This is a genomic window from Kitasatospora sp. Ki12 (genome assembly GCF_054601375.1).
The window spans coordinates 2,058,207-2,084,694 of sequence record NZ_BAAIHT010000003.1 but is presented as its reverse complement, the minus strand read 5'-3'; the positions used below and the strand labels follow the sequence as shown (position 1 = coordinate 2,084,694).

Annotated in this window: 8 protein-coding genes; 2 read left to right on the top strand and 6 right to left on the bottom strand. The window is 75.0% G+C overall.

Going from position 1 to position 26,488, the window contains the following annotated elements:
• Both ACYP53_RS39495 and ACYP53_RS39490 read right to left on the bottom strand, forming a co-directional pair.
• On the bottom strand, positions 1-10,060 hold a 10,060-nt coding region (locus ACYP53_RS39495), incomplete at its 3' end, for an SDR family NAD(P)-dependent oxidoreductase (protein WP_459650930.1).
• A gap of 223 nt (positions 10,061-10,283) precedes the next feature.
• Positions 10,284-11,051: a thioesterase II family protein gene (locus tag ACYP53_RS39490; RefSeq protein ID WP_229929256.1), complete on the bottom strand. Its 768-nt coding sequence runs from the start codon at positions 11,049-11,051 to the stop codon at positions 10,284-10,286.
• A 333-nt stretch (positions 11,052-11,384) separates the two neighbouring features.
• On the opposite strand from ACYP53_RS39490, the gene ACYP53_RS39485 reads away from it, so the two are divergent.
• Positions 11,385-12,968: an acyl-CoA carboxylase subunit beta gene (locus ACYP53_RS39485; RefSeq protein ID WP_189926007.1), complete on the top strand. Its 1,584-nt coding sequence runs from the start codon at positions 11,385-11,387 to the stop codon at positions 12,966-12,968.
• Positions 12,965-13,153, top strand: a complete 189-nt coding sequence (locus ACYP53_RS39480) for an acyl-CoA carboxylase epsilon subunit (RefSeq protein ID WP_189926009.1) — start codon at positions 12,965-12,967, stop codon at positions 13,151-13,153. The genes ACYP53_RS39485 and ACYP53_RS39480 overlap by 4 nt, the downstream gene beginning before the upstream one ends.
• A 139-nt stretch (positions 13,154-13,292) precedes the next feature.
• Here the strand turns inward: ACYP53_RS39480 and thiO are convergent, their stop codons facing one another.
• From thiO to ACYP53_RS39460, 4 genes are read right to left on the bottom strand one after another with little or no spacing between them, the layout of a single operon-like run.
• Positions 13,293-14,402 carry a glycine oxidase ThiO gene (thiO, locus tag ACYP53_RS39475; protein ID WP_459650929.1) on the bottom strand — a complete coding sequence of 370 codons (1,110 nt, stop codon included), beginning with the start codon at positions 14,400-14,402 and terminating at the stop codon, positions 13,293-13,295.
• 58 nt (positions 14,403-14,460) lie between these two features.
• On the bottom strand, positions 14,461-16,578 hold the full coding sequence (locus ACYP53_RS39470; RefSeq protein ID WP_459650928.1) for a type I polyketide synthase: 2,118 nt from the start codon (positions 16,576-16,578) through the stop codon (positions 14,461-14,463).
• Positions 16,579-16,597: 19 nt separating this feature from the next.
• The gene (locus ACYP53_RS39465) at positions 16,598-17,185 is read right to left on the bottom strand and encodes an FcoT family thioesterase (RefSeq protein WP_189926016.1); all 588 of its coding nucleotides are present in this window, start codon (positions 17,183-17,185) and stop codon (positions 16,598-16,600) included.
• A 24-nt stretch (positions 17,186-17,209) separates the two neighbouring features.
• Entirely contained in the window at positions 17,210-26,479 is a 9,270-nt protein-coding gene (locus ACYP53_RS39460; RefSeq protein ID WP_459650927.1) for an SDR family NAD(P)-dependent oxidoreductase, read from the bottom strand.
• Positions 26,480-26,488 lie beyond the last annotated feature (9 nt).

Genomic DNA, 26,488 nt, shown 5'->3' with positions numbered 1-26,488 from the left:
CGGCGAGGTAGTCCGGGCGCACGCCGAGTGATTCGAGCAGTCGGTACAGCGCGGTTTCGAAGGCGAAGAGGGCGAGTTGGGCGGTGCCGGTCTGGTTGAGCGCGTCGGGTCCTCGCCCCACATCACCTCCCGCACGGGGACGTCGAACCGCTCCAGCACGCATCCAGCGCCGAGGCGAACACCGGGAACGCCTCGTACAACTCCCTTCCCATGCCGAGGCGTTGCGCGCCCTGACCGGTGAACAGGAACGCCAGCTGCCCGTCGGTGGCCGTGCCGGTGACGCCTCGGCCAGTGCGCGGAGCCCGGCGAGGAGTTCGTCGCGTCCGCTGCCGATGACCACGGCCCGCTGGTCCAGCTGGGCCCGGGTGGTGGCGAGGGAGTGGGCGATGTCGCGCGGGTCGGCGTCGGTCGCCTCGACGTGCGCGAGCAGCCGGGCCGCCTGGTCGCGCAGCGCGGCTTCGGTGTGCCCGGAGAGCGGCCACGCCAGCGTAAGGGAGGCGTCGTTCGGGCCGGTCGTCGGCGTGGCGGCCGTCGTGCGGGGGCCCTGCTCGATGATGACGTGGGCGTTGGTGCCGGAGATGCCGAAGGAGGAGACGGCGGCCCGACGAGGACGCCCGGTCTCCGGCCATTCCCTCGCCTCGGTGAGGAGTTCGACCGAGCCCTCGATCCAGTCGACGTGCGTGGACGGCTTGTCGACGTGCAGCGTCCTCGGCAGCACGCCGTGCCGCATGGCCTCGACCATCTTGATGATGCCGCCGACGCCGGCCGCGGCCTGCGAGTGTCCGATGTTGGACTTCAACGAGCCCAGCCACAGCGGCTCTTGACGGTCCTGCCCGTAGGTGGCCATGAGGGCCTGGGCCTCGATCGGGTCGCCGAGCGTGGTGCCCGTCCCGTGCGCCTCGACCGCGTCGACCTCGGCCGCCGTCAGTTGGGCGTTGGCGAGGGCCTGGCGGATGACGCGCTGCTGGGCGGGGCCGTTGGGTGCGGTGAGGCCGTTGGAGGCGCCGTCCTGGTTGACGGCCGTGCCGCGGACGACGGCGAGCACCGGGTGGCCGTTGCGTCGGGCGTCGGAGAGCCGTTCGACGAGCAGCATGCCGACGCCCTCGGCCCAGCCGGTGCCGTCCGCCGTGTCGGAGAAGGCCTTGCAGCGGCCGTCCGCCGACAGGGCGCCCTGGGTGCTGAACTCGACGAAGGTCGAGGCGGTGGCCATGACGGTGGCGCCGCCGGCCAGCGCGAGGTCGGATTCGCCGTTGCGCAGGGCCTGGCAGGCGAGGTGCAGGGCGACCAGGGAGGAGGAGCAGGCGGTGTCGACGGTCATCGCCGGGCCCTCGAACCCGAAGGTGTAGGAGACGCGACCGGAGGCGACGCTCGGCCGGCTGCCGTTGCCCACGTACCCTTCGTAGCCGGCCGGGAGCGGGCGCAGCCGGGCGCCGTAGTCGTCGTACATGATCCCGGTGAAGACGCCGGTGTTGCTGCCGCGCAGCGTGGTCGGGTCGAGTCCGGCGCGTTCCAGGGACTCCCAGGTGGTCTCCAGCAGCAGGCGCTGCTGCGGGTCCATCGCGCCGGCCTCGCGCGGGTTGATGCCGAAGAAGGCCGGGTCGAACTCGGCGGCCTCGTGCAGGAACCCGCCTTCGCGGGTGTAGGAGGTGCCGGGGTGCTCGGGGTCCGCGTGGTAGATGGAGTCGACGTCCCAGCCGCGGTCGCCGGGGAACTCGGAGACGGCGTCGACGCCGTCGGCGACCAGCCGCCACAGGTCCTCGGGTGAGGAGACCCCGCCGGGGTAGCGGCAGGCCATGCCGATGATGGCGATCGGCTCGTCGGAGCCGCTGACCGTGGCGGTCGGGGCGGGGGTGTCCGCCTCGGGCCGCCCGCCGAACAGGGCTTGGTGGAGGTGGTCGGCGAGGGCGGTCGGGGTGGGGTAGTCGAAGGTGACGGTGCTGGGCAGGCGCATCCCGGTGGCGCCGCTGAGCCGGTTGCGCAGCTCGACGGCGGCCAGGGAGTCGAAGCCCAGCTCCTTGAACGAGCGGGCGGCGGGCACGGACGCGCTGTCGCTGTGGCCGAGGACCGCCCCTGCGGTGCTCTGGACGAGGGCCAGTACGTGGGCGCGCTGGTCGCCCACGCCGGTGCCGCCGAGCGTCGGGCGGTCGGGACGCTGTGCGCGGGCCGGGGCGGCCGGGACGAGCGAGCCGAGGACGGCCGGCAGGGTGCCGGCGGCGGCGCGGGCGCGCAGCGCGGCGCGGTCGAGCCTGACGGCGACGGGGGCCGGCCGGCCGGAGGCCAAGGCGATGTCGAACAGGCGCAGGCCGAACTCCGTGTCGTGGGCCGGGATTCCGGCCCGGGCCCAGCGCGCCAGGTCCGCCTCCTCCAGTTGCCCGGCCATGCCGGTCGTCGTCTCCCAGAGCCCCCACGCGATGGAGGTGGCGGGCAGTCCCCGGGCGTGGCGGTGCGCGGCGATGGCGTCCAACTGGGTGTTGGCGGCGGCGTAGTTGGCCTGGCCGGGGGTGCCGAGGACGCCCGAGACGGAGGAGAAGAGGAGGAAGTGGGTGAGGTCGAGGCCGAGTTGGAGGCTGAGCTCGTGGAGGTGCTGTGCGGCCTCGGACTTGGGTGCCAGGACGGAGCCCAGACGCTCCGGCGTGAGCAGGGTGAGCGTGCCGTCGTCGGTGATGCCGGCGGTGTGGACGATCGCGCGGACGGTGGGGGTGGCCTCGCGCAGGACGGTGGCGAGGGCGTCGCGGTCGGTGGCGTCGCAGGCCACCACGCGGACGGTGGCGCCGAGTTCGGTGAGTTCGGTGGTGAGTTCGGTGGCGCCGGGGGCGTCCGGTCCGCGGCGGCTGGTGAGGAGGAGGTGGCGGACGCCGTGTGCGGTGACCAGGTGGCGGGCGACCAGGGCGCCCAGGCCGCCGGTGCCGCCGGTGATCAGGACCGTACCGTCCCGGTCGAGCGCCGGGTCGCCGGCCTCGTCCGACGGCCGCCCGGTCACTCGGGCGACCCGCGGGACGAGGCTCGTGCCGGCGCGCAGCGCGAGCTGCGGCTCGCCGAGGGCCACAGCGGAGGCCAGCAGGGCGTCGGAGGCCTCCGAGCCATCCGTGTCGACCAGCGTGAACCGGCCGGGGTGCTCGCTCTGCGCGGTGCGCACCAGGCCCCAGACGGCGGCGGCGGCGAGGTCCTCCACGGGCTCTCCCGCGCTGGTCGCGACCGCGCGGCGGGTGACGAGCATCAGGTGGGTGTCGGCCAGCCGCTCCGCGGCCAGCCAGGCCTGCAGGAGGGACAGCACCTCCTGGGCGGTGGCGCCGAGGTCGGTCGCCCGCTGCGGAGCCAGGGCGACGACGGTGTCAGGCGCCGGCGTGCCCCCGTCCAGGGCGGTCATCAGTGCGGAGAGCCCGGCGAACCGGTCGGCGGCGGCGTCGGTGAGGGAGTCCGGCGCGGTGCCGAGGACGGCCAGGCGGCCGGCCGAGCCGGTACGGCCCGGGGCGGGACGAGCCGGGGCAGGACCCCACACCAGGTCGAGCAGGGCGTCGGAACCGGTCGGGGCCGCGGCGATCCGCTCCCGGGCGACCGGGCGCAGCACCAGCCGTTCGACCTCGGCCACCGGGTTCCCCGCCGGATCGGAGATGACGAGCGCCACCGCGTCGGGAGCCGTCCTGGTCACCCGGACGAGGAGGGTGGTCGGCGCCTGGGCGTACAGGGTGACGCCCGTCCACGCGAACGGGATGTCCAGCGCCTCGCCGTCGATCAGCGCGGCGTGCAGCACGGCGTCGAGCAGGGCGGGGTGCAGGCCGTACGCCTCGGCCTGGTCGGCACCCGGCAGGGAGATCTCGGCGTACACCTCCTCGCCGACTCGCCACGCCGCGCGAAGACCCCGGAACGCCGGGCCGTACTCGTACCCCCGGTCGGCGAGCCGGTCGTAGAGGTCGGTGACGTCGATCGGCTCGGCCGAGGCGGGGCGGGCGAGCCGGGTGGCTGGCGCGCCCGCCGGGCTCTGCGAGGCGAGCACGCCCTCGGCGTGCCGCACCCAGTCGGCGTCCTCGGCAACCCTGGCGTGGACGGTGACCGCACGCTGCCCCGCACCGTCCTCGGGCGCCAGCGAGATCCGCAGCTGCACACCGCCGGTGCGGGGCAGCGCCAGCGGGGCCTCCAGGGTCAGCTCGCTCAGGTACGGGTGGCCGGTGTGGTGGCCGGCGTGCACGACCAGGTCGACGAAGGCGCTGGCCGGGAGGATCGGGGTGCCCGCGATCCGGTGGTCGGCGAGCCAGGGGTGGGTGTCGAGGTTGAGACGGCCGGTGAGGTGCGTGACGCGGTCGGGGGTTTCGATGACGGCGCCGAGCAGGGGGTGGCCGGTGGCGGGGAGACCGGTGGAGCTGGGGGCGATCCAGTAGCGCTTGCGCTGGAAGGCGTAGGTGGGGAGGGGGATGGTGTGGGCGGTGGGGTTGAGGGGGGTGAGGTGGAGGGTGGCGAGGGCGGTGACCAGCTGGTGGACCTCGGGGTGCTTGCGGTGTCCGGTGGGGGTGGTGTTGTCGGTGAGGGGGGTGAGGGCGGCGTCGGGGCCGATTTCGAGGTGGGTGGTGACGCCCTGTTCGGCGAGGTGGGTGACGGCGTCGTGGTAGCGGACGGTGCCGCGCAGGTGGTTGACCCAGTAGTCGGCGTTGGCGTCGGTGAGGGGCTGGCCGGTGAGGTTGGAGATGACCGGGATGGTCGGGGTGTGGTGAGTGATGCTTTTGGCGACGGCCCGGAAGTCTTCGAGGATCGGGTCCATCAGCGGTGAGTGGAAGGCGTGGGAGACCTTCAGGCGGGTGTGCTTGCGGTCGGCGAACTGTGCGAGCACGGCCTCGACGGCTGCCTCATCGCCCGAAATGACGACGCTGTCAGCCGAGTTGACGGCCGCGATCGTCACGTCCTCGCCGAGCAGCGGGATGACTTCGTCTTCGGTGGCGCGCAGGGCGGCCATCGAGCCGCCGGTGGGCAGGGATTGCATGAGGCGGGCGCGGGCGGAGACGAGGGTGCAGGCGTCGTCGAGGGTGAGGATGCCGGAGGCGTGGGCGGCGGTGATCTCGCCGAGGGAGTGTCCGGCGAGGTAGTCCGGGCGTACGCCGAGTGATTCGAGCAGCCGGTAGAGGGCGGTTTCGAAGGCGAAGAGGGCGAGTTGGGCGGTGCCGGTCTGGTTGAGGGCGTCGGGGTCCTCGCCCCACATGACCTCCCGGACGGGGGCGTCGAAGCGTGCGAGGACGTCGTCCAGGGCGGAGGCGAAGACGGGGAACGCCTCGTACAGCTCGCGCCCCATGCCGAGGCGTTGGGCGCCCTGGCCGGTGAAGAGGAAGGCGAGGCGGCCGGTGAGGGGCTGGCTGCTGACGATCCCGGGGTGGTTCTTCCCTTCGGCCAGCGCGCGGAGCGCGTCGAGGAGTTCGTCGCGTCCGCTGCCGATGACGACGGCCCGCTGGTCCAGCTGGGCGCGGGTGGTGGTGAGGGAGTGGGCGATGTCGCGCGGGTCGGCGTCGGTCGCCTCGATGTGGGCGAGCAGGCGGGTGGCCTGGTCGCGCAGGGCGTCGGGGGTGCGGGCGGACAGGGGCCAGGCCAGCGGCAGGGCGGGCTCGGTGGCCGGGGTGGCCGGTTCGATGGCTGCCGGTTCGGGGGCCTGTTCGATGATGACGTGGGCGTTGGTGCCGGAGATGCCGAAGGAGGAGACGGCGGCCCGGCGAGGACGCCCGGTCTCGGGCCATTCCCTTGCCTCGGTGAGGAGTTCGACCGAGCCCTCGGTCCAGTCGACGTGCGTGGACGGCGTATCGACGTGCAACGTCTTCGGCAGGACGCCGTGCCGCATCGCTTCGACCGTCTTGATGATGCCGCCGACGCCGGCCGCGGCCTGGGCGTGCCCGATGTTGGACTTCAACGATCCAAGGAGGAAAGGAAGTTCGCGGTCCTGTCCGTAGGTGGCGAGCAGCGCCTGGGCCTCGATCGGGTCACCCAGTGCGGTGCCGGTGCCGTGCGCCTCCACGGCGTCGATGTCCGCTGCCGTGAGCTGGGCGTTGGCCAGTGCCGCGCGGATGACGCGCTGCTGGGCGGGGCCGTTGGGTGCGGTGAGGCCGTTGGAGGCGCCGTCCTGGTTGATCGCCGTGCCGCGGACGACGGCGAGCACCGGGTGGCCGTTGCGTCGGGCGTCGCTGAGCCGTTCGACGAGCAGCATGCCGACGCCCTCGGCCCAGCCGGTGCCGTCCGCGGAGTCCGAGAAGGCCTTGCACCGCCCGTCCGCCGACAGCCCGCGCTGGCGGCTGAACTCCACCAGCATGCCGGGTGTCGACATGACCGCGGCGCCGCCCGCGAGCACCAGGTCGGATTCGCCGGTGCGCAGTGACTGGGCGGCCATGTGCAGCGCTACCAGCGAGGAGGAGCAGGCGGTGTCGACGGTGACGGCCGGGCCCTCGAACCCGAAGGTGTAGGCGATCCGGCCGGAGGCGACGCTCGCCGTGGTGCCGGTGAGGAGGTAGCCGTTGAGCTTCTCCGCGGTCTCGTACAGGCGCGGGCCGTACTCGGGGGACATGATGCCGGTGAAGACGCCGGTGTTGCTGCCGCGCAGGGTGGCCGGGTCGATGCCGGCGTGCTCCAGGGCCTCCCAGGTGGTCTCCAGCAGCAGGCGCTGCTGCGGGTCCATCGTCTGGGCCTCGCGGGGGCCGATGCCGAAGAACGCGGCGTCGAAGGTGTCGGCGCCGGTGAGGAAGCCGCCGGCGCGGGCGTAGGTGCGGCCGGGCAGGCCGGGCTCCGGGTCGTAGAGCTCGCCGAGGTCCCAGCCGCGGTCGGTGGGGAAGGCGGAGACGGCGTCGACGCCGTCGGCGACCAGCCGCCACAGGTCCTCGGGTGAGGAGACCCCGCCGGGGTAGCGGCAGGCCATGCCGATGATGGCGATCGGCTCGTCGGGGCGCGGGCCGGTGGCGGTCCCGGGGTGTGCCGGGGCGAGGGGGTTCCCGGCTGGGGCGGGGCCGGTGATCCGGGTGTGGAGGTGGCGGACGACGTCGCCCGGGGTCGGGTGGTCGTACGTGGTGGTGCTGGGGACGGGCAGGCCGGTGACGGAGGCGAGGCGGGTGCAGAACTCGACCGTCAGCGTGGAGTCGAAGCCGAGGTCCTTGAAGGTGCGGTCCGGGTCGAGGGTGTCGGCGGTGGCGTGGCCGAGGACGACGGCGGCCTGGGTGCGGACGAGTTCGTGCAGGCGGTCCAGCCGTTCCGTGTCCGGGAGTTGGGCCAGTCGTTCGGCCCAGCCGAGCTCCCGGCCCGCCGGCTCCGGTTCCGTAGCCGTAGCCGTAGCCGTAGCCGTAGCCGCAGCCGTGGCCGCGACCGGGCGGTGCGGGACGGCGCCCCGCGCCGTGCCGGGCGCGGACTCGTCGGCCGCCCAGTGGCGTTCGCGCTGGAACGGGTACGTCGGCAGGGCCGTGGTGGCCGTCGGCCGGCCGCTGAGCAGCTGTCGCCAGGGCACGTCCACGCCCCGGGTGTGCAGCTCGGCGAGGCCGGTCAGCACGCGCGGCCACTCGGCCTCGTTGCGGCGCAGGGTGCTGATGACGACGGGCGGCTGCTCGGCGCCGGCCAGGGTCAGCCGGATGCCGCCGAGCAGCACCGGGTGCGGGCTGCTCTCGACGAACACGCCGTGGCCGTCGGCGGCGAGGGCCTCGACGGCCTGCCGGAACAGCACCGGTCGGCGCAGGTTGGCGTACCAGTACTCGGCGGTGAGCTCGGCGGTGTCCAGGGGTGCGCCGGTGACGGTGGAGTAGAACGGGATGTCGGAGCTGCGCGGGGTGAGCGTGCCGAGCTCGGCGAGCAGCCGCCGCTCGATCGGCTCGACGCCGGCGGAGTGCGACGGGTAGTCGATGTTGACGAGCCGCCCGGGGGCGTTGCGGGCGGCGCACCGTTCCAGCAGCGCGGTGACGGCCTCGGTGGGGCCGCACAGGACGGTGTTGCCGGGGCTGTTGTAGGCGCCGATCTCGATCGGGGCGCCGGATTCGGCGATCAGCTCGGCGACCTCGTCGGCCGGCAGCGGCACGGAGGCCATGTTGCCGCTCTGCCGCAGTTCCATCAGGACCTTGCTGCGCAGGGCGCTGATCCGGGCGGCCTCGCGCAGGGTGAAGGCGCCGGCGATGTGGGCGGCGGCGATCTCGCCCTGGGAGTGTCCGACGACGGCGTCGGGGCGGATGCCGAGGGACTCCCAGAGCCTGGCGAGCGAGACCATCACGGCGAACAGCGCGGGCTGCACGACGTCGGAGCGGTCCAGCGAGGGTGCGGCGGGGGCCTGGCGCAGGACGTCGAGCAGTGACCAGTCGAGGTGTTCGGCGAGCGCGGCGTCGCAGGCCTCCAGGTGCTGCCGGAAGACCGGGGAGCGGTCGAGCAGGCCGACGGCCATGCCGTGCCACTGGGATCCCTGGCCGGGGAAGACCAGGACGGTGCCGCCGGTGCGGCCGGCCCGGCCGCGGACGAGACGGGGGGCGTCCTCGCCGAGGGCGAGGGCGTCCAGGCCGGCGAGCAGCCGGGCGCGGTCCTCGCCGACGAGGACGGCGCGGTGTTCGAAGGTGGCGCGGGTGGTGGCGAGCGACCAGCCGATCCGCTCGTCGTCGGGCTCCGGGTGCCGGTCGAGGTGTTCGCGAAGCCGGGCGGCCTGGGCGCGCAGCGCCGGCTCGGTCCGGCCGGACAGCAGCCACGGGACCATCGGCACCCGCGGGGACTCGGCGTCCCCGCCGGCCTCGGGCGCCGGGAGGTCGGCGGGCGGACCGGAGAGCACCAGGTGGCAGTTGGTCCCGCCGATGCCGAAGGAGCTGACGCCCGCCAGCAGCGGGCGGTCCGGGTGCGGCCACGGCCCGGCCTCGGTCTGGACGCGCAGCTTCCAGCCGTCCAGGTCGATCCGCGGGTTGGGGTGTTCGTAGTGCAGGCTGGCGGGGATCCGCCGGTGGTGGACGCTGAGGACGGCCTTCAGCAGGCCGGCGATGCCGGCGGCGCCCTCCAGGTGCCCGATGTTGGTCTTGGCCGAGCCGACCAGCAGCGGTTCGGTGCGCTCGGTGCCGTACGCCCGGCCGAGCGCCTCGGCCTCGATCGGGTCGCCGATCCGGGTGCCGGTGCCGTGCAGTTCGACGTACTGGACGGCGGCGGGGTCGACCCCGGCCCGGTCGCAGGCGGCGCGCAGGACCGCCGCCTGGGTGGTGGGGCCGGGCTTGGCCAGGCCGTCGGTGCCGCCGTCGCTGTTGACCGCGCTGCCGCGGATCACGCCGTACACGGTGTCGCCGTCGGCGAGGGCGCGGGCGAGCGGCTTGAGGACGAGGACGGCACCGCCCTCGCCGCGGACGTAGCCGTTGGCGCGGGCGTCGAAGGTGGCGCACCGTCCGTCCGGCGAGAGGGCGCCGAACTTGGCGACCGCGACGGCGCTCTCCGGCAGCAGGTTGAGGCTGACGCCGCCGGCCAGCGCGAGGCTCGACTCGCCCTTGCGCAGGCTCTCGACGGCGAGGTGCACCGCCACCAGCGAGGAGGACTGGCCGGTGTCGACGGTCAGGCTGGGGCCGTGCGCGCCGAGCAGGTAGGAGAGCCGGTTGGCGATGACGCCGTTCTGCAGGCCGGTGAGGCTGTGGGTGTCGAGCTGCCGGGGGCCGTGCTGCTGGAGGAGGGTGGCGTAGTCGTGGGCGATGGCGCCGACGAACACGCCGGTGGCGGTGCCGTGCAGGGTGTCGGGGAGCAGCCGGGCGTCCTCCAGGGCCTCCCAGCCGAGTTCGGCCATCAGGCGCTGCTGGGGGTCCATCGCGGCGGCCTCGCGCGGGGAGATCCCGAAGAAGCCGGCGTCGAAGCCGTCCACCCGGTCGACGAAGGCGCCGTGGCGCAGCGCCTGCCGGGCGTCGGGGGTGAGGTCGTCGAGGGGGAGGGCGTCGAGGTCCCAGCGGTCGGCCGGTACGCCGCCGACCGCGCTGGTGCCCTCGCTGAGGAGCCGCCAGTAGGCGTCCGGGGTCGCCGCGCGGGGGAGCCGGCAGGCCATGCCGATGACCGCGACCGCGTCTTCCCGGGCATCCTGGACGGTGGAAGCGGAGGGGGAGGTCTCACCCATCATGTGCCGAACGCCTTCCTCGATCTTGGACCGGCCAAGGGCATGAAGGCGTGCGGCTGACCGGGCCTTCATGGCGTTGCCCCGCGGGCACCGCTGTCACGGGCGGTCGCCGTGTCTACTCGATGGTCCTCGGGTCCGGACCGGTGGTGCTACCCGTGCCCACCCCTACGGTGGCCAGGGGATTCGCCTAGGGGCTGTCCCCCGGGCCTGGGGGTTCCCGCCCCGTTCAGCCGACGGTGCGCAGCTCGGCGAGCAGCTTGTGCCGCAGGGCGTCCGGGGTCTCGGTCAGGTAGAAGTGCCCGCCGGCGAAGTCCTCGCGCCGGAACGCGCCGCGGGTGTGGTGCGACCAGTCCTGCGCCTCGTCGACGGAGACCTTCGGGTCCCCGGTGCCGATGAACGCGGTGATCGGCGCGTCGATGGCGGCGTCCGGCGCGCTGGTGTAGGTCTCGACGGCGCGGTAGTCGTTGCGCAGGATCGGGAGGATCATCCGCAGGATCTCCTCGTCGTCCAGCAGCGTGCTGTCGGTGCCGCTGAGCGCCCGGGTCTCGCGGACCAGGCCGGCGTCGTCGAGCCGGTGGATCCGCTCGTCGCGGTGGCGGGAGGGGGCGCGCCGGCCGGAGGCGATCAGCAGGGCGGGGCCGCGCCCGGCGCCCCGTTCGAGCCGCCGGGCGACCTCGAACGCGACCGAGGCGCCCATGCTGTGCCCGAAGAAGACCGTGCGGTCGTCGACGGTGCCCTCCAGCGCCACCGTGAGCAGGTCGGCCAGCCGGTGGATGTCGTCCACGGCCGGCTCGTGGCGCCGGTCCTGGCGGCCCGGGTACTGCACCGCGAGGACCTCGGCCTCGTCCCGCAGGGCGGCGGACAGCGGGAAGAAGTAGCTGGCCGCGCCGCCGGCGTGCGGGAAGCACACCAGGCGCGGGGCTCCGGCCCCGGTCGGGTGGTACCGCCGGATCCAGACGTCGCCTGCCGTGTTCTCCACCGTCGATCCGGTCACCTTGGGCCCGCTTCCTCGCTCTGTCCTGCTCCGGTCGCAACGGCGGGCGCGCTGGCGCTCACGCCGTTCCGGTGGCGATGTTTTCACCGCGTCCTGCCGGGCCCAACCCCTAACCGGCGATAGGGGGATGGCCGGACATGGTAGGGGCCGGGTCCGCTGGCGGCGGTCGGCGCGGCGCCATTGAATCGGGGGGAGCCATCGAACCGGGGGGACCCCGTTCTCGCGCGCCGCGCGCGGAGGACACGTCTCCGCGCGCGGAGAACGCGCCGTTCGTGGTGGATCGGAACCCACGTGGTGGATCGGACACCACAGGAGAACGGGGAGAGGTGGCATATGACCGTCGTCGCGGAACCGAGTGTCCACGGCTCGGACACCAGGAGCAGAGCCGCCGAGCTGGCGGAGCTGCGCCGTGCGGCCGCAGCCGGACCGTCCGAACGGGCGACCGAACAGCAGCACGCGCGCCGGAAACTGACGGTGCGTGAGCGGCTGGACCTGCTGTTCGACCCGGGCACCTTCCAGGAGGTCGAGCAGTTGCGCCGGCACCGGGCCGTCGGCTTCGGGCTGGAGGACCGCCGCCACCACACCGACGGCGTGGTCACGGGCTGGGGCAAGGTGGACGGCCGGACCGTCTTCGTCTACGCGCACGACTTCCGGATCTTCGGCGGCTCGCTGGGCGAGGCCCACGCGCAGAAGATCCACAAGGTGATGGACCTCGCCGAGGCCGCCGGGGCGCCCCTGGTGAGCCTTTGCGACGGGGCCGGCGCCCGGATCCAGGAGGGCGTCACCGCGCTGGCCGGGTACGGCGGCATCTTCCTGCGCAACGTCCGGGCCTCCGGGGTGATCCCGCAGATCAGCGTGATCCTCGGGCCCTGCGCGGGCGGCGCGACCTACTCGCCCGCGCTCACCGACGTGGTGTTCATGGTCCGGGACATCTCGCAGATGTACATCACCGGGCCGGACGTGGTGCGCGCCGTCACCGGCGAGACCATCAGCCACGACGAACTCGGCGGCGCGGACGTCCACGGGGCGGTCTCCGGCGCGGCCCAGGTGGTCTGCGACACCGAGGAGGACTGCCTGTCCGAGGTGCGCTACCTGCTCTCCCTGCTGCCGGCCAACAACCGCGAGCTGCCGCCCGTCCAGCCGAGCGACGATCCGCCGCAGCGGCGCACCGAGCGGCTGCTCGACCTGGTGCCCGCCGACGGCAACCGCCCGTACGACATGCGCCAGGTGATCGAGGAGATCGTCGACGACGGCGAGCACTTCGAGCTGCACTCCGGCTGGGCGACCAACATCGTCTGCAGCCTGGCCCGCCTCGACGGCCACACCGTCGGCATCGTCGCCAACCAGCCGCAGTCGCTGGCCGGGGTGCTGGACATCCACGCCTCGGAGAAGGCGGCCCGCTTCGTGCAACTCTGCGACGCCTTCTCCATCCCGCTGGTGACCCTGGTGGACGTGCCCGGCTTCCTGCCCGGACGGGACCAGGAGCACGAGGGCATCATCCGGCACGGCGCCAAGCTGCTGTACGCGTACTGCAACGCCACCGTGCCGCGGGTCTCGCTGGTGCTGCGCAAGGCCTACGGCGGGGCGTACATCGTGATGGACTCCCGGTCGATCGGCTCGGACCTCTGCTACGCCTGGCCGACCAACGAGATCGCGGTGATGGGCGCCGAGGGCGCGGCCAACGTGGTGTTCCGCAAGGAGATCGCCGCCGCTCCCGACCCGGAGGCCGCGCGGGCCGAGCGCGTCAAGGCCTACAAGGACGAGCTGATGCACCCGTACTACGCGGCCGAGCGCGGCCTCGTGGACGACGTCATCGACCCGGCCGAGACCCGGGCGGTGCTGATCGGCGCGCTGGACGCGCTGCGCCGCAAGGACGCCCGGCTGCCCGCCCGCAAGCACGGGAACCCGCCGACGTGACCGGCGAGCCGCTGCTGCGAGTGCTGGCCGGCCGCCCGACGGCGGAGGAGCTGGCCGTGGTCACCGCCGTCGTCCTCGGCCGGCGGCGGCCGGTCCCGCCGGTCCCGCGGGCGGCGCCCCCGACGGCCTGGGCCCGCGAGGGCTACGCCCCGCCGCGGGGCTGGCGGGGCAGCGCCGGGCGCTGAGGCCGGCCGGGCCGGAAAGACAGCCGCCCCCGCCAGAGCGTGAGGCTCTGGCGGGGGCGGGTCGTTTCCGGGGCGCCGCCGGTTTTCGGGTGCGCCGCCGGGCTGCGGGTGCGCCGCCGGGTGCCGGGGCGCCGCCGGGTCAGAACCGCTGCGCCGAGAACGGCTTCGCGACCTCCGGCAGCTCCCCGGAGATCAGCGCGTGGGTCATCACGTCGCCGGTGACCGGCGCCAGCTGGATGCCGATCCGCCCGTGCCCGGAGGCCAGCAGCAGGCCCTCCAGCGCGGTGTGGCCGAGCACCGGCAGGCCGTCCGGCGACCCGGGCCGGGAGGCGGCGCCGGCGCCGACGAACTCCAGCTCGCCGATGCCCGGCAGCAACTCCCGGGTGATGTCCAGCAGTTCGCCGATCCCGCCGGCGGTGACGGTGGTGTCGTAGCCGCGGCTCTCATGCGTCGCGCCGACGATCACCTCGCCGTCCAGCCGGGGCGCCGCGAAGACCGACCGGCCGTTGACCAGCCCGCGGGTCGTGCGGGCCAGGAAGGGCCGCTCGGCGCGCAGCCGTACGGTCTGGCCCTTCTGCGGCTTGATCTCCGGGACGATCCCGGTGGGCAGGCCGCCCAGCCGGTGGGTCCACACCCCGGCGGCGAGCACCACGCGGTCCCCGCGCACCTCGCCGCCGTCGGCCAGCCGGACGCCGGCGGCCCGGTCGCCCTCGACCAGCAGGTCGGTGACCCGCTCGGCTCGCACGGTGCCGCCGAGCCGCCCGATCGCCGCGATCAGCGCGGCGCTCAGGGTGCGCGGGTCCACCGAGCCGTCGTCCGGGTTGAGCAGACCGCCGCTGACCCGCTCCGCGAGCTGGGGCTCCTGCCGGCGGCACTCCTCGGCGTCCAGTGCCTCGACGGCGAACCCGAGGTTCTCCTGCCACCTGCGCAGACCGTTCAGCACGGCCAGGTCCGCCTCGCCGTAGGCGACTTCGAGCACGCCGTCGCGACGGTACCCGGCGGGGAGGCCGGCGGTCTCCTCCAGTTCGGCGACGAAGGACGGGTAGCGGTCGCGGGAGGCGATGCACAGCCGCAGCAACAGCTCCTGGTCGTACAGGTTCTCGTTGCCGGCCGGCAGCATCCCGGCGGCGACGGCCGTGGCCTTGCCGGCCGGCTCCGGGTCCAGGACGGTCACGGTCAGGCCCGCGACCAGCGAGCGCCAGGCGGTGGCCAGGCCGATCACCCCGCCGCCGACGATCACCACATGCATGGCATGCCCCTTTCGCGGACCCTCGCCCGCATCGCGCCCGGCCGGGCGGTGCGCCCGCTCATCCGAGCAACTTCGTCATCGAGTTCGCCAGTTCGACCGGAGTCGGGTGGTCGAAGGCCAGCGTGTTCGGCAGCCGGACGCCGGTGGCCGCGGTCAGCCGCCGGATCAGCTCCAGGTTGGTCAGCGAGTCGAAGCCGATCGCCGAGAACTCCCGGTGCGGCTCGACCTCCTCCCCGCCGGTGAAACCGAGGACCACCGCGACCTGGGCGCGGACCAGCTCCAGCACCTCCTGCGCCCGCTCGTCCTCGGGCCGCCCGGCCAGCCGGGCCCGGAACGCGTCCGCGTCGGCCACCGGGGCGGTGGCGCGGGTCCGCGGCGCGGCGAGGTCCAGCAGCAGCTCGGGCAGCGGAGCGTCGGGGGAGCGCAGCGCGTCCTCGTGGAGCCGCAGCGGCACCAGGACGGGGTCCTCGGCGGTCAGCGCGTCGTCGAGCAGGGCCAGGCCCTGCTCGACCGAGAGCGCCGCCAGGCCGGAGCGGGCCATCCGGGCCAGGTCGGCGGCGGCCAGGCCGCTCGCCATGCCGCCCTCGTCCGCCCAGAGCCCCCAGGCCAGTGAGACGCCGGGCAGTCCGGCGGCCCGGCGGCGGTGCGCGAGCGCGTCCAGCGCGGCGTTCGCGGCGGCGTAGTTGCCCTGGCCGGCGCTGCCGAGCACACCGGCGACGGAGGAGAACAGCACCAGCGCGCAGTCCGGGACGTCCTCGGTGAGCCGGTGCAGTGCGAGCGCGGAGTCCACCTTGGCGGCCAGCACCGTGTCCAGCAGCCGCGGGGTCAGCGAACCGACGGTGGCGTCCGAGGTGACGCCGGCGGAGTGCACCACGGCACCCAGCGGGTGCTCGGGCGGCAGGGCGGCCACCACCGCGCGCAGCGCGGCGAGGTCCCCGGCGTCGCAGGCCACGACCTTCGCCTCGGTGCCGAACCCGGCCAGCTCGTCCACCAGTTCGCGGGCGCCCGGGGCGTCCGGGCCGCGGCGGCTGAGCAGCACCAGGTGGCGCACCCCGTGGCGCTCGGCCAGGTGGCGGGCGACCAGCCGGCCGAGCGAGCCGGTGCCGCCGGTGATCAGGACGCTGCGCCGCGGGTCCCACCCGGGGCGCGCGGCCTTCGCCGCGGCGGCCAGCCGGGGGTGCAGCAACGCGCCTTGGCGGACGGCCAGTTGGGCGGCATCGGAACCGGCCGCCGCCTCCACGGCGCGCCACGGCGCGTCGGCGTCGAGGTCGACCAGGGCGAACCGGCCCGGGTGCTCCAGCTGGGCGCTGCGCACCAGGCCCCAGACGGCCGCGGCCGCGGGCTCGGGCACCTCGCCCGGGCGGACGGCGACCCCGCCGCGGGTCACGAAGACCAGCCGGCAGTCGGCCAGCCGCTCGTCGAACAGCCACTCCTGGAGCAGCGAGAGGGCGCGCTGCAGCGCGTTGGCGAGCGGAGCCGAGCCGTCCACGCAGACCAGGACCGTCTCCGGCACCCGGCGCTCGCGCAGCGCGACGACGAGGGAGCGCAGGGTCGGGTGGACGGCGGCCAGCGCCCGGTCGGCGGCGGGGCTTCCGGTCAGCCCGAGGTGGTCGGCGCCCAGCAGGGCCCAGCCCTGAGGCGCGGGTCGGCCCGTGGCCGGCGGAACCGGGCGCCAGACCGTCCGCAGCAGTCGTCCGCCGCGGGCGCCGAGCTGCTCCGGGCTGACCGAGCGGACCACTAGCGAGTCGACGGTGGCGACCGGGCGCCCCTCCCCGTCGGTCAGCTCCAGCCCGATCGTCCGGTCGTCGCCGGGCGTGATCCGCACCCGGACCGCCCGTCCGGCCGGGCCGTGCACCCGAACGCCCCGCCAGGCGAACGGGAGTTGGGCCGACTCGTCGTCCCCGTCCAGGAACGGGACGACGGCCGCGTGCAGCGCCGAGTCCAGCAGGGCCGGGTGGAGCAGGAAGTCGCCGGTCGGCACGCCGGCGTCCAGGGCGACCTCGGCGCTCATCCGTGCCCCGTCGCGCCAGGCCCGCCGGACGCCGCGGAACGCGGGCCCGTAGCGCAGGCCGCGGTCGGCCAGCCGGCCGTACAGGGCCTCGGGGTCCACCGGCTCGGCGTCCGGCGGCGGCCACGCGCTCCCGGCGGCCGGACCGGAGTCCTGGGTGATGCTCATCGCGCGCTCCTCCTGCCGGTCACTGCCCGGCCGCGGGCGCGGCCGGCGCGGGCGGGTTGGTGATGGCCACCGTGACCTCGCCGAAGGAGTCGCCGTCGAACTCGTCCCAGTAGCGGCACTTGGTCCGCATGACGAGCAGCGGCTCGCGCAGGTCGGTGCCCTCCCACTCGGCGATGTCGATGATCTCCATCTCGCCCCGGAAGTGCCGCCCGCGCATCTCGGTGCGGAAGGCGCTGCGGAAGTCGGTGATCAGGATGTTGCCGAGCTGCCGGTCCCAGAAGTCCGCCATGTCCCAGCGGGACAGCGGCTCGACGAGCTTGTCCTTCACCGCCTTCGCGGTCAGGTAGTAGGCCATCTGGTTGTAGCAGATGTTGAACTCGACCGAGTTGAAGTGGCCGGTGTCGTCGATGTAGCACGACTCCGGGATCTCGAAGGTGCAGCGGGCGGTCAGCTTGGCCGTCTCCGGCGTGCGGCCCTCGCGGAGGATCACGGCCGACTTGAGGTACTCGCAGTTCTTGGCCCGGTAGGGCGTCAGTACCCGGTGCAGGAGCTCCGGGTCGTCCGGGTACTGGACGACGTCCGGTTCCGTCGGGCTTGTCGTGTGCACTAGGTGCCTCCAGGTCGCGGTCGGTCAGTCGGTGGTGTTCTGCTGGGCCGCGCGGAGCAGTTCGTCGAGCCCCATGCTCGCGATCGCCGCCTCCGGGTCGGCCGCCGGCTCCGGCGTCGCGGCGGCCGCGGGCGCGCCGCCCTCGGCCGACAGGTCCAGCAGGGCGGTGAGCAGTCCCGCCTGGCGCAGCCGGGCGAGCGGGACGGTGGCGAGCGCCCGGCGGACCAGGCCCTCCTCGTCCTCGGCCTCCGGGGCGCTGTCCGGGACCAGCTCGTCGAGCAGGAAGCGGGCCAGGTCCAGCGGGGTGGGGTGGTCGAAGATCAGCGTCGCGGGCAGCCGGACGTCGGTGGCCCCGGCCAGCCCGTTGCGCAGCTCGATCCCGGCCAGGGAGTCCAGCCCCAGCTCGCTGAACGGCCGGTGCGGCCCGATGGCGTCCGGCTCGTCGTCGTGCCGCACGGCGGCCACGTGCTTGCGCACCAGGTCGAGCAGCAGCCGCTCGCGCTCCTCGTGCGCCATGGCCGACAGGCGTTCGGCGAGCGGGAGTTCGGCGACGGCCGGCTCGTTGGTCGCGGCCCGTCGGGCCGGGGCTCCGCCGAAGCCGCGCAGCAGCGCCGGAAGGTAGTCCGTCCGGGCCCGGACGGCGGCCGGGTCGAGGTTGGTCGCCAGGACCAGCGCCTCCTCGCCCGCCACACCCGCGTCGAACAGCTCCAGGCCGCGTTCGGCGGTCAGCGGCGGCAGGCCGAGACGGGCCATCCCGTCCAGCTGGCCGTCGGTCAGCTCGCCGTTCATCTCGGTGTTGAGGGCCCAGAGGCCGAAGGCGAGCGACGTCGCGGGCAGGCCGAGCGAGCGGCGGTGCAGCGCGAGTCCGTCCAGGAACACGTTGGTCGCCGCGTAGTTGGCCTGCCCGGCCGCCAGCACCAGGCCGCCGAGCGAGGAGAACAGGACGAAGTGCGTCAGTCCGTGGTCCCGGGTCAGCTCGTGCAGGTGCCACGCGGCGTCCGCCTTCGGGCGGAAGGAGGCCGCGACCTGCTCGGCCGTGAAGGACGCGAACAGTCCGCTGTCGGACACGCCGGCCGTGTGGACCACGGCGCGCAGCGGCCGGTCCGCCGGAACGGAGTCGACGGCCGCGGCCAGCGCCGCCCGGTCGCCGACGTCACAGGACCGTACGGTCACCTCGGCACCGGCCGCGGCGAGCTCCGCCACCAGCTCCTCGGCGCCGGGCGCCGCCGGACCGCGCCGGCTCAGCAGCACCAGGTGGCGCACCCCGTGCTCGGCCACCAGGTGGCGGGCGACCAGCGCGCCCAGGCCGCCGGTGCCGCCGGTGATCAGGACCGTGCCGGCCGGGTCGAAGCGACGGCTGCCGGAGAGCGCACGGACCAGCCTCGGCACCAGGAACACGCCCTCGCGGAGGCGCAGTTCGGGCTCCCGGCCGGCCGCCGCGGCCACCGCGCGAAGCTGCTCCGCGGTGCAGTCGCCGCCGGCGGGGAGGTCCAGCAGGGTGATCCGGTGCGGGTTCTCCGCCTGGGCGGCGCGCACCAGACCCCAGACCGGGGCCTGCGCCGGATCGCCGCCGTCGGTGGCGCCGCGGGTGAGCACCAGCAGGCGCGAGTCCGCGAAGAACGGGTCGGCCAGGTGGGTCCGGATCGTCGCCAGGGTCTCGACGGTGGTCCGGTGGGCGGCGGCCAGACGGTCGCCGTCGGCCGGGGAGACCCGCAGGACGACCGTGTCCGGTGCCGGGCGGGCCCGGTCGACCTCCGCCGGCTCCACCGGGGCGGCCGTGGCCCCGTCCTCGGCGCCCAGCCGCACCGGACGCCACTCGATCCGGTACGGGGCGTTGCGCACCGCGCCGAGCGTCCCGGCCGGAACCGGGCCCAGCGCGACGCCCTCCACCACCGCCACCGGCCGGCCGGCGCCGTCCGACAGGTGCAGCAGCACCCCGTCCGCGCCGGTCCGCCGGCCGTGCACCCGCAGCAGCTCGGCACCCTCGGCGAACAGCTCCACCCCGCTCCAGCGGACCGCGACCACGGCGTCGTCGACCTGCCCGCCGGCCCGGAGGGCGGCGTCCAGCAGTGCCGGGTGCAGGGCGTAACCGGCGGCCGACTCGCCCGGCTCCAGCGCGACCTCGGTGTGGACCTCGTCGGCGGCGGCGCCGGCCGGCGGCCAGACCTCCGCGTCGAAGCCCGGCTCGCCGGTGGTGGTCCCCAGGGTGCCGGCCGCGTGCCGCGTCCAGCCGCCCCCGCTGTCACGGGAGTCGATCCGAACACTGCGCCGTCCGGAGCCGTCCACCGCTCCGACGGCCACCTGGATCCGCACGCCACCCGGCCCGGTCAGCACCAGTGGCGTGTCCGTGACCAGCTCCACCAGGCGACCGCAGCCGACCTCGTCGCCCGCGCGGATCGCCAGCTCGACCAGGACCGCGCTCGGCACCAATCCGGCGGGCTCGGCGAGACGGCCGGTGAGCACCACCCCACCGTCCGGGTCGGGAGAGGGCAGCGCGGCGGTGAGCACCGGGTGCCCGACCGGCTCCAGCCCGACCGACCCGAGGTCGGAGGCGCCCGTCACGTCGATCCAGTAGCGCTTGCGCTGGAAGGCGTAGGTGGGGAGGGGGATGGTGTGGGCGGTGGGGTTGAGGGGGGTGAGGTGGAGGGTGGCGAGGGCGGTGACCAGCTGACGGGGTTCGGGGTGGTTGCGCCTTGTGGTGGGGGTGGTGTTGTCGGTGAGGGGGGTGAGGGCGGCGTCGGGGCCGATTTCGAGGTGGGTGGTGACGCCTTGGGTGGCGAGGTGGGTGACGGCGTCGTGGTAGCGGACGGTGCCGCGCAGGTGGTTGACCCAGTAGTCGGCGGAGACCTCGGTGAGGGGCTGGCCGGTGAGGTTGGAGATGACCGGGATGGTCGGCGTGTGGTGGGTGATGCTCTTGGCGATGGCCCGGAAGTCTTCGAGGATCGGGTCCATGAGGGGGGAGTGGAAGGCGTGGGAGACGTTCAGGCGGGTGTGCTTGCGGTCGGAGAACTGCGCGAGCACGGCCTCGACGGCTGCCTCATTGCCCGAAATGACGACGCTGTCAGCCGAGTTGACGGCCGCGATCGTCACGTCCTCGCCGAGCAGCGGGATGACTTCGTCTTCGGTGGCGCGCAGGGCGGCCATGGCTCCGCCGGTGGGGAGGGATTGCATGAGGCGGGCGCGGGCGGAGACGAGGGTGCAGGCGTCGTCGAGGGTGAGGATGCCGGAGGCGTGGGCGGCGGTGATCTCGCCGAGGGAGTGTCCGGCGAGGTAGTCCGGGCGTACGCCGAGTGATTCGAGGAGTCGGTAGAGGGCGGTTTCGAAGGCGAAGAGGGCGAGTTGGGCGGTGCCGGTCTGGTTGAGGGCGTCCGGGTCCTCGCCCCACATCACCTCCCGCACGGGGACGTCGAAGCGTGCGAGGACGTCGTCCAGCGCGGAGGCGAAGACGGGGAACGCCTCGTACAGCTCCCGTCCCATGCCGAGGTGTTGCGCGCCCTGGCCGGTGAACAGGAAGGCCAGCTGCCCGTCGGCGGACCGTCCGGGGATCACCCCCGGGTGGCTCTGGCTCTCGGCCAACGCGCGGAGCGCGTCGAGGAGTTCGTCGCGTCCGGTGCCGATGACGACGGCCCGCTGGTCCAGCTGGGCGCGGGTGGTGGTGAGGGAGTGGGCGATGTCGCGCGGGTCGGCGTCCGTCGCCTCGACGTGGGCGAGCAGCCGGGCCGCCTGGGCCTGCAAGGCGGCCTCGGTGTGCCCGGAGAGCGGCCAGGCCAGCGGCACCGCATCCGGCTTCTCCGGCGCCGTCGGCGCGCCGGCGGCCGGCTGCGCCGGAGCCTGTTCGATGATGACGTGGGCGTTGGTGCCGCTGACGCCGAAGGAGGAGACGGCGGCCCGGCGCGGGCGCCCGGTCTCAGGCCATTCCCTTGCCTCGGTGAGGAGTTCGACCGAGCCCTCGGTCCAGTCGACGTGCGTGGACGGCTGGTCGACGTGGAGGGTCTTCGGCAGGACGCCGTGCCGCATGGCCTCGACCATCTTGATGATCCCGGCCACGCCGGCGGCGGCCTGCGGGTGGCCGATGTTGGACTTGATCGAGCCGAGCCAGAGCGGGGCTTCGCGGTCCTGCCCGTAGGTGGCGAGCAGTGCCTGGGCCTCGATCGGGTCGCCGAGGCGGGTGCCGGTGCCGTGCGCCTCGACCACGTCGACGTCGGCGGTGGACAGCCGGGCGCTTTCGAGCGCGGCGCGGATCACCCGCTGCTGGGCGGGCCCGTTGGGTGCGGTGAGGCCGTTGGAGGCGCCGTCCTGGTTGACGGCGGATCCGCGCACCACGGCGAGGACGCGGTGTCCGTTGCGGCGTGCGTCGGAGAGCCGTTCGAGCATCAGCATGCCGGCGCCCTCGCCCCAGCTGGTGCCGTCGGCGGCGTCGGCGAAGGGCTTGCAGCGGGCGTTGGTGGCGAGCCCGCGCTGGAGGCTGAAGTCGACGAAGGCGTCCGGTTCGGCCATGACGGTCACGCCGCCGGCCAGGGCGAGGGTGCACTCGCCGGAGCGCAGCGCCTGCATCGCCCAGTGCAGGGCGACCAGCGAGGAGGAGCAGGCGGTGTCGACGGAGACGGCCGGGCCCTCCAGCCCGAGGACGTAGGAGATGCGGCCGGAGGCGATGCTGCCCGCGCTGCCGTTGCCGAGGTAGCCGGCGATCTCCTGGGGGACCTCGTTGGAGCGGCTCGGCCAGAAGTACGGCATGACGCCGGTGAAGACGCCGGTGCGGGTGCCGCGGACGCTGTGCGGGTCGATGCCCGCGTGCTCGAACGCCTCCCAGGTGGTCTCCAGCAGCAGGCGCTGCTGCGGGTCCATGGCCTGGGCCTCGCGCGGGCTGATGCCGAAGAAGGTGGGGTCGAACTCGGAGGCCCGGTCGACGAATCCGCCCTCGCGGACGTAGCTCTTGCCGGGGGTTCCGGGCTCCGGGTCGTACAGGGCGGCGGTGTCCCAGTTGCGGTCGGCGGGGAACGGCGAGATCGCGTCGACGCCGTCGGTGACCAGCTGCCAGAGCTCGTCGGGGCCGGTGATGCCGCCGGGGAAGCGGCAGGCCATGCCGACGATGGCGATCGGCTCGTCCGGGAGGACCCGGGCGGTGCCGCCGGTCCCGCGGGCCGGCGCGGTGGCGTCGGCGGGTGCGACCTTGGCGCGGACGTGCTCGGCCAGCGCGGTGGGCGTCGGGTAGTCGAAGACGAGCGAGGAGGGCAGGCTCAGCCCGGTCACCGTGTTGAGCCCGTTGCGCAGCTCGATCGCGGCGAGGGAGTCGAAGCCGAGCTCGTTGAAGGCCCGGCGCGGGTCCACCGCGCCGGGGCCGCGGTGGCCGAGGACGGCGGCGATCTGGTCGAGCACGAGGTCGAGGACGGCCTGCGGGTGCTCGTTGTCGGGCAGTGCGGCGAGCCGCTTGGCGAGCGGGGTCGCCTTGACGGTGGCCCGGCGTCCAGCGCGACGCGCGGGGGCGTGCGTGGGCGTGGACGCCGGGCTGCCGGCCGACCCGGCCGGGAGGCCGGTCGGCACCGCCCGGGTCACCAGGGCCGCGATGGTTGCGACCTGCTCACCGCGGGGGTCGGTGAGGGTGACCCGGACGGAGTCGGGGGCGCCGGTGGGCGCGAGGTGGGCGCGGACGGCGGTGGCGCCGGCCGCGTGCAGGGTGACGTCGGCCCAGCCGACGGCGTGCCGGAGGTGGTCCTGCGGGGTGTCCAGGAGCAGTGCGGTGGCGCGGGCGAGGGCGGCGAGCAGGGTCGGGTGGAGACCGTGGCGCTCGGTGTCCGGGTCCTCGGCGACGGCCTCGGGCAGGTCGAGTTCGCCGAACAGCTCGTCCCCGCGTCGCCAGACGGCGCTGACGGCGGTACCGCCGGTGTCGGTCCACTCGGTGGCCTCGGCGCCGACGGGCGGCCAGGCTTCGTCCGCCGCGGCTGCGAGGCCGTCCGGGTCGGTGCTGCCCGGTTCGGTGCCGTCCGGCTCGGGCGCCAGCAGGCCGGAGCCCTGGCGGGCCCAGTCGCCGCCGACGGCCCGGCCGTGCAGTTCGACGGTGCGCCGGCCGGCCAGGTCGGCCGTGCCGACCACGAGCTGGTACTCGGCTGCGGTGCCGACGGCCAGCGGGAGCGGTTCGACGGAGAGCGCGTGCACCACGGGTGCGCCGGTGGACCGCCCCGCGTGCAGGGCGAGTTCGAGGAAGGAGGCGCCGGGGACGGTCTCCGCGTCGGCCGCCTCTCGCTCGGCCGGGAGCCGGCCGGTCAGCACGGCGCCGCCGTCGGCCAGCCGGACGGTGCCGTCCAGCAGCGGGTGGCCGCTGTCGCGTCCGGCGGCGGGGTCGAGCCAGTAGTGCTCGCGCTGGAAGGCGTAGGTCGGCAGGCCGGTGCGGCGGGCGCCGCGGCCGGCGAAGAACGCCTCCCAGTCCGGGCGGGCACCCCGGACCTGGGCCAGCGCGAAGGCGGCGGTCAGCTCCTGCTCCTCGCCGCGCTCGGCGCGCAGGGTCGGGGCGAAGGCGGCGTCGGGCAGGACGGCGCCGCCCAGGCCGCAGAGCACCGGGTCGGGGCCGAGTTCGAGGAAGGTGGTGGCTCCGGCGGCCGCCAGCCGCTCCAGCGCGGCCTGGAAGCGAACGGGCTCGCAGACCTGGCGGACCCAGTGCTCGGCGTCGGGGGCGACCGGCCGGCCGGTGACCGTGGAGATCAGCGGGATGCTCGGCGGCGCGTAGGCCATCGCGCGGGCGATCTGCCGGAACTCGGCCAGCATCGGCCGCATCAGCGGGGAGTGGAAGGCGTGCGAGGTGCGCAGGGTGCGGCTGCGCGGGAACCGCGCGGTGATCGCCGCGACGGCCTCGGTGGTCCCGGAGACCACGACCGAGGCCGGCCCGTTGACGGCGGCGAGGCCGACGGCGTCGGCGTGCTCGGCGAGCAGCGGCAGCACGTCCTCGGCGGACACCGGCAGCGCGGCCATGGCCCCGCCGGCGGGCAGTTCCCGCATCAGCCGGCCGCGGGCGGCGACCAGCAGGGCGGCGTCCTGGAGGGTGAGCACCCCGGCGGCGTGCGCGGCGGCGAACTCGCCGACCGAGTGCCCGGAGAGCAGGTCGGGCCGCAGCCCCCAGGACTCCAGCAGCCGGAACAGCGCGACCTCGACGGCGAAGAGCGCGGGCTGGGCGTACCCGGTGCCGTCCAGCAGGGCCGGTTCGGTGCCGAACAGCACGTCGAGCAGCGGGAGTTCGAGCTGGAGGTCGAGGTGGTCGGCGGCGTCCTCGAGGGCCTGCGCGAAGACCGGGAACCGCTCGTACAGTTCGCGGCCCATGCCGAGGCGCTGGCTGCCCTGGCCGGTGAACAGGTAGGCGAGCTTGCCGCCGGCGCGGCCGAGCCGGAGGGCGGTGGCGGGCTCGCCCGCGGCGAGCGCGGCGAGGGCGGGCAGTACCTCGGCGCGGTCGGTGCCCAGGACGGCAGCCCGGTACGGGAAGGCGGTGCGGGTGGTGGCGGCCGAGTAGGCGACGTCGGCCAGGGCCGGGGCGGGCTCGGTGTCGAGCAGCGCGTGCAGCCGGGCGGCCTGGTCGCGCAGCGCGGCCTCGGTGCGGGCGGAGAGCGGCAGGGCCAGGACACCGGGTGCGGCGGTCCGGGGCCGCGGCTCGGCGGCCGGGGCGGGCGCGTCCTCGATGATCACGTGGGCGTTGGTGCCGCTGGCGCCGAAGGAGGAGACGCCCGCCCGCCGGGTGGTGCCGTCGGCGGCGGGCCAGGCGACCGGTTCGGTGAGCAGCCGGACGTCCCCGGCCGTCCAGTCGACGTGCGGGGTCGGCTCGTCCACGTGCAGGGTCCTGGGCAGGACGCCGTGGCGCAACGCCTCGACCATCTTGATCACCCCGGCGACGCCGGCCGCGGCCCCGGTGTGGCCCAGGTTGGACTTCACCGAGCCGAGCCAGAGCGACCGGCGGCGCTCCCGCCCGTACGCGGAGATCACCGCCCGGGCCTCGATCGGGTCGCCGAGGCGGGTGCCGGTGCCGTGCGCCTCGACCGCGTCGACCTCGTCGGCGGTCAGCCCGGCGTCGGCCAGCGCGTCGCGGATCACCCGCTGCTGGGCGAGGCCGTTGGGGGCGGTGAGCCCGTTGCTCGCGCCGTCCTGGTTGATCGCGGAGCCGCGGACGACGGCGAGCACCTGCTGTCCGTCGGCGAGCGCGTCGGAGAGCCGGCGCAGCACCAGCACGCCGGCGCCCTCGGCGAAGCCGGTGCCGTCGGCGGCCGCCGCGAAGGCCTTGCAGCGTCCGTCCTCGGCCAGGCCGCGCTGGCGGCTGAACGCGATGAAGGTGCCGGGGCTGGAGATCACCGTGATGCCGCCGGCCAGCGCGAGCGAGCACTCGCCGCGGCGCAGCGACTGGACGGCCAGGTGCAGCGCGACCAGCGAGCCGGAGCAGGCGGTGTCGACGGTGAGCGTCGGGCCCTCGAGTCCGAGGGTGTAGGCGACCCGCCCGGAGACGACGCTCAGCATCGTGCCGGACATCAGGTAGCTCTCGACCCACTCGGGGGCCTCGTGCACCCGGGGCCCGTACTCGTGCGGCTCGACGCCGAGGAAGACACCGGAGCGGCTGCCGCGCAGGGTGGCCGGGTCGGTGCCGGAGCGTTCCAGGGCCTCCCAGGCGGTCTCCAGCACCAGGCGCTGCTGCGGGTCCATCGCGACGGCCTCGCGCGGGCTGATGCCGAAGAAGTCGGCGTCGAACTCCCCGGCGTCGTGCAGGAATCCGCCGTGCCGGACATAGCTGGCGCCGGGCGCGTCGGGGTCCGGGTCGTAGAGCGTCGCCAGGTCCCAGCCGCGGTCGGCGGGGAAGCCGGTGATGACGTGGGTGCCGTCGTCGAGCAGCCGCCACAGCTCTTCGGGGGAGGAGACGCCGCCGGGGAAGCGGCAGCCCATGCCGACGATGGCGATCGGCTCGTCCTCGGCGCCGGCCGGGCGCGCCGGCAGCGGCTCGGCGGCGGGCGCCGCGTCCTCGCCGAGCAGCAGGGCGCGCAGGTGGTCGGCGAGCGCGGCCACGGTGGGGTGGTCGAACCCGATGGTCACCGGAAGTGCGAGCCCGGTCGCCGCGGTCAGCCGGGCGTGCAGGTCGACCAGGCCGAGCGACTCCAGGCCGAGGGCCAGGAACGGCCGGTCGAGGTCCGGGTCGGGGTCGGCGTCCGGCCTGGTGCGGCGCAGGGCGGCCAGCAGGCCGGAGCGGACGAGGTCGCGCAGGATCTCCTGCTGTTCAGTCGCGGTCGCGGCCGCCAGCCGTGCGGGGAGATCGCCGGGCTCGCTCATCTGCACTCCAGGGTG

Bases quoted from the DNA above. Each gene is read 5' to 3' on its own strand.
- ACYP53_RS39470 (WP_459650928.1), bottom strand. From the start codon at position 16,578: ATGAGCATCACCCAGGACTCCGGTCCGGCCGCCGGGAGCGCGTGGCCG.
- thiO (WP_459650929.1), bottom strand. From the start codon at position 14,402: ATGCATGTGGTGATCGTCGGCGGCGGGGTGATCGGCCTGGCCACCGCC.
- ACYP53_RS39485 (WP_189926007.1), top strand. From the start codon at position 11,385: ATGACCGTCGTCGCGGAACCGAGTGTCCACGGCTCGGACACCAGGAGC.